The organism is Actinomadura sp. CNU-125 (assembly GCF_001942465.1).
In the GTDB taxonomy this organism is placed as follows: domain Bacteria; phylum Actinomycetota; class Actinomycetes; order Streptosporangiales; family Streptosporangiaceae; genus Spirillospora.
Window position 1 is genome coordinate 1 of the sequence record NZ_MKJY01000379.1, and the last position, 3950, is coordinate 3950.

At 70.3% G+C, this 3950-nt stretch carries 3 protein-coding genes and 1 pseudogene; 3 read left to right on the forward strand and 1 reads right to left on the reverse strand.

What is annotated here, in order from left to right; all coding sequences use genetic code 11:
* Positions 1-131 precede the first annotated feature (131 nt).
* Positions 132-656, forward strand: a complete 525-nt coding sequence (locus BJF79_RS34160) for a DUF1440 domain-containing protein (RefSeq protein ID WP_075903656.1) — start codon at positions 132-134, stop codon at positions 654-656.
* A 235-nt stretch (positions 657-891) separates the two neighbouring features.
* The gene (locus tag BJF79_RS34165; RefSeq protein ID WP_262402972.1) at positions 892-1854 is read left to right on the forward strand and encodes a tyrosine-type recombinase/integrase; all 963 of its coding nucleotides are present in this window, start codon (positions 892-894) and stop codon (positions 1852-1854) included.
* A gap of 434 nt (positions 1855-2288) precedes the next feature.
* Here BJF79_RS34165 and BJF79_RS34170 read toward each other — a convergent pair whose 3' ends face one another.
* Entirely contained in the window at positions 2289-2918 is a 630-nt protein-coding gene (locus BJF79_RS34170; protein ID WP_075903658.1) for a class I SAM-dependent methyltransferase, read from the reverse strand.
* A gap of 652 nt (positions 2919-3570) precedes the next feature.
* Here BJF79_RS34170 and BJF79_RS34175 point away from each other — a divergent pair.
* Positions 3571-3950 (forward strand): annotated as a pseudogene (locus BJF79_RS34175) (hypothetical protein); the annotation flags it as partial.

Sequence of the window (3950 nt, forward strand, 5' to 3'; positions counted from 1 at the left end):
CCGTCGCCGACGCCTACGCCATCCAACAGCCGCTCATCCAGCAGATCCTCACCGGCACCCCGTCCGGCTGCTGCTGACCCCCCAGGTGGCCGCCAGCGACCACCCTGGGGGCCGACAGGAAGGAGATCGCCATGAACACCACCACCGCCGACCTGCTCACCGACGCCGCCATCGCCCCGGTCGCCGGATACGCGGCGACGAAGGTGATGGAGCCGGTGAGCATGAAGCTCTACCAGCTCGAATCCGACGAGGCCCGCGGGCGCGAGGACGACGCCCGGCCCGGCTCCCCGTTCCAGATCGCCGCCGACAAGACCCTCGGCCTGCTCGGCATCCACCTGAAAGGCACAGCGCGGGAGCGGTCCGGGACGGCCTTCCACTACGGGCTCGCCATCAGCTGGGCCCCGGTGTACGCGCTGCTGCGCCGCACCACCGGCCTCAATCCGCTGGCGGCCGGGCTGACCGCCGGGGCCGCGATGTCGGTGATCGTGGACGAGGGCATCACCCCGCTGGCCGGCTTCTCCGCCCCCAACCACGCCTACCCGGCCGTGACCCACCTGCGCGGCTTCGCCGCCCACCTGGCCTTCGGCCTCGCCGTCGCAGCCGTCACCGAAACCGCCTGGGCAATCCTCGGCCGCCGCCCACACACCAGACGCTGACCTCCCGGCACAGCCGCCCGGTCACGGCGCCCTCTGCTCGGCCCGGCGGGGACAGCGGTGCCGGTCCGGTTGTTCTCAGCGCTCGAAAAGAGCCAAACTCATGTACGCGATAATTGACTATTATCACGTACATGAGGGTTGGACGATCATGGCCGAGCTGGGGATCCGCCCTCACGGCCGATGCGCGACTCGGGCACGTTATCCGGTACATCGCTCCGGTGTCGGGCGGCGGGCGGTGAGCGCGGCCGCCGAGCGGAACCTCACCGCGCTGCGCGGGAACGGTGTCACCCTCGCCGACGCGGCCGACGAGTTCCTCGGCACGCACCGGGTCGCCAACCCCAACACCCACCGCGCCTACGCCTCGGCGATCGACCGCACCATCGCCGCCGTCGGCGGCGGGACGCGCCGCCTGGCCGACGTCGCCGACACCGAGATCGGTGACGCCCTCACCGCCCTGTGGGGCGGGTGCGCGCCGGCAACCTGGAACCGCAACCGGGCCGCCGTCTCCTCCTGGCTATCGTGGTGCGCCACGAAGAAGAGGTGGACAGCCCCGTCGGTCCCCGCCGATGCCGAACGCCGCCGCGAGAATGTCGACCACACCAAGGCCGTCGCCAAGACCAAGCTGGAGCGACTGCTATCGCGCCGCGACATCCCGCTGCGCGACAAGACGCTCTACCGGATGCTGTACGAGACCGCTGCTCGCGCCGCCGAGATCCTGTCCCTCAACGTGCAGGACCTGGACCTGGAGAACCGGCGCGCCCCGCTGATCTCCAAGGGCGGCGACACCGAATGGGTCTACTGGGACGCCGGCACCGCCCGCCTCCTACCCCGCCTCCTCCGGCTCCCCGACGGCCACCCCGGCGGGCCCGTCCGTACCCGAGGCCCGCTCTTCCTCGCCGACCGCAAACCCGTCCCCACACGCCGCCCCGCCCCCGAGCACATCTGCCCGCACACCGAACGGCCCCGCCTCGGCTACGACCGGGTCCGCGTCCTCATGGACAAACACCTCGGCCTCGATCCCCATCAGCTCCGCCACTCCGCCGCCACCCACCTCGGCGAGCAGAAGGTGCCGCTGCAGCTCATCATGGCCAAGACCCGCCACAAGAACCCCCGCAGCGCCATGCGCTACACCAAACCCGGCGGGGAAGCCGTGGCCGAGATCACCGGCATCCTCGCGCCACCGCGACGCACTCACTGACCGGCGCACCCAAACCCTCAGCTGAACTGGCCTAACTCAAACCCTTGTACCTGATTGCACGAGTCTTACCGGCACCCCGACAGGGGGGTCGACCAGCATCGGAACGAAAAGTCGCGGTAGGCGGTCGCCCGGGTTGATGCTGGCGTGACTTCTCGTTCCGATGCGTCCGGGCCGCTGGTGTTTCATAGGCGGTCGCCTATGAAACAAACCGTCCAGTGGAGGCGGTCCAGCACGAACACAGTTTCATGGGTCGTTGCATACGAAGGGAGGCGCGAAACACCCACATGAAACGATTGCCGGGTGAATGACGACGACTTCACCCGTGTGGAAGCCCCAGACCGCTACTGATGTCGCGGGAGTCGGATCAGCGAGCGTCCGCCGAGCTGGCAGTCCGGAGGTGCGCCGACCGGCTGGCGGGTATTACCGGGCAAGACCTACGATCGGCGGGCCAGCAGATGGGCGTCGAGGAAGCCTCGCTCGGAGGCCGGATCGTGGAGCAGCCGGGCGAAGGGAACGAGCCCGGCATCGGCGAGCAGTTCAGCGAGGCGATCCGCCGGCCAGCTGTAGGCAGGCGCCACCTTGTGATCGAACCGGACCGGTTCTTGTCCGTCGGTCCCGAAGAAGGAAACCAGGAGCAGGCCATCCGGCGCCAGGACGCGTACCTGCTCGGCGAGCAGCTCCGGCAGTTCTCCCGGAGGGGTGTGGATCATCGAATAGTGGGCCAGGACGCCGCCGAGCGCGCCGTCCTCGATCGGAAGGGATTCCATCCGCGCCTCCTGGAAGCACAGCGCCGGATGGGCCCGCCGTGCGTGGTCGACCATGCCGGGGGAGAGGTCGAGTCCGAAGGCGTCCAGGCTCAGTTCGTGCAGCATGGCCGTCAGATGTCCGGGCCCGCACCCGACGTCCGCTGCCCGCAGGTTGCCTGTCGCGCGCACCAGTTCGGCGAAGGTGCCGATCATGGCCCGGGTGAACGGCTGTGTCTCCAGCCGGTCTGCGAACAGCGATGCGTACAGCTCGACGACTCCGTCGTAGGCCGCACTGGTCTCGTCCTGATGGTTCGCCACGGGCAGGACTCTATAGCCAGTCTGGTAATTGATCTTGTGGCAGCGGACCCGACCAGTCCAAACACGCAGCTCAGACGCATCGGAACGATCATCCGCGCCACGTCGCCCCCACCAAGCCCACTAACGAGACTTTTCGTTCCGATGCTGGTCGACCCCCGACAGCCCGGGGATCTCCCCCACCGACACCAGCAACGGCGCCGGCGCCGGGGCGGCTGCGGGGCCCACACTGCCGCGGTTGCCCCGTTCGGCCGAGGGCACGCCCCGGGCCGCGCCGTGTCCGGTATACGCCGCACTCCCCCACGCCACCGGAGCGGGAGCCGCCACCCCGGGCGGTACCGGGCGCCGCGGTGCTGGGCCGACGCCGCAGCACCCGGCACCGGGGCGGGCCGGACCAGCGCCGTCGGTACGAGCGCTTCCGGTACCGACGCGTCCGGCGCCGGTTCCGGCGGCGTCCCGGCGTGTGCTCCTGCGGGCGGGGACGGCTCGGTGGGCGGGCCGGTGGGCGGGTGGTGGGGTGGTGCGGTGCCGGAGTCCATGATCGCTCAGTTTTTCACAGAATTAGCATTCTGTGAGATGCGGGCGATGGGAATTATTCGATCCGATCGGATCGGAAACGAGTATTCAATCGATCGGGTCGACTAGTGTGTCGGGTATGGAGCTTGATCACGACGATGCGGTTCCGCGCGCCGCGCAGGCGGACCCGCTGCCCGGCGAAGACGGCGAGCAGGCCGCCTCCGCCGGCAGCGCCAGCGGCGATCGTGCGACCGGGGGCGCTCACGCCACGACGCCGCCGACCGACGCCGGAACCGGGAGCGAATCCGGCGGCGGGTCCAGCGGTGAGCTCGCCGACGGGCCGGTCGATGGGCCGGTCGGCGAGGACGATCTGACGGCCGATGCCGTCGCGGCGCGCGCGGCGGCGACGCGCCAGGCCGGTGGCCGTCCCTGCGAGCACTGCGGGCGCCCCATCCCCCGCGGTGCCCGCCGCGACGCCCGCTTCTGCGGCTCCGAGCACCGCAACGCCCACAACCGGCG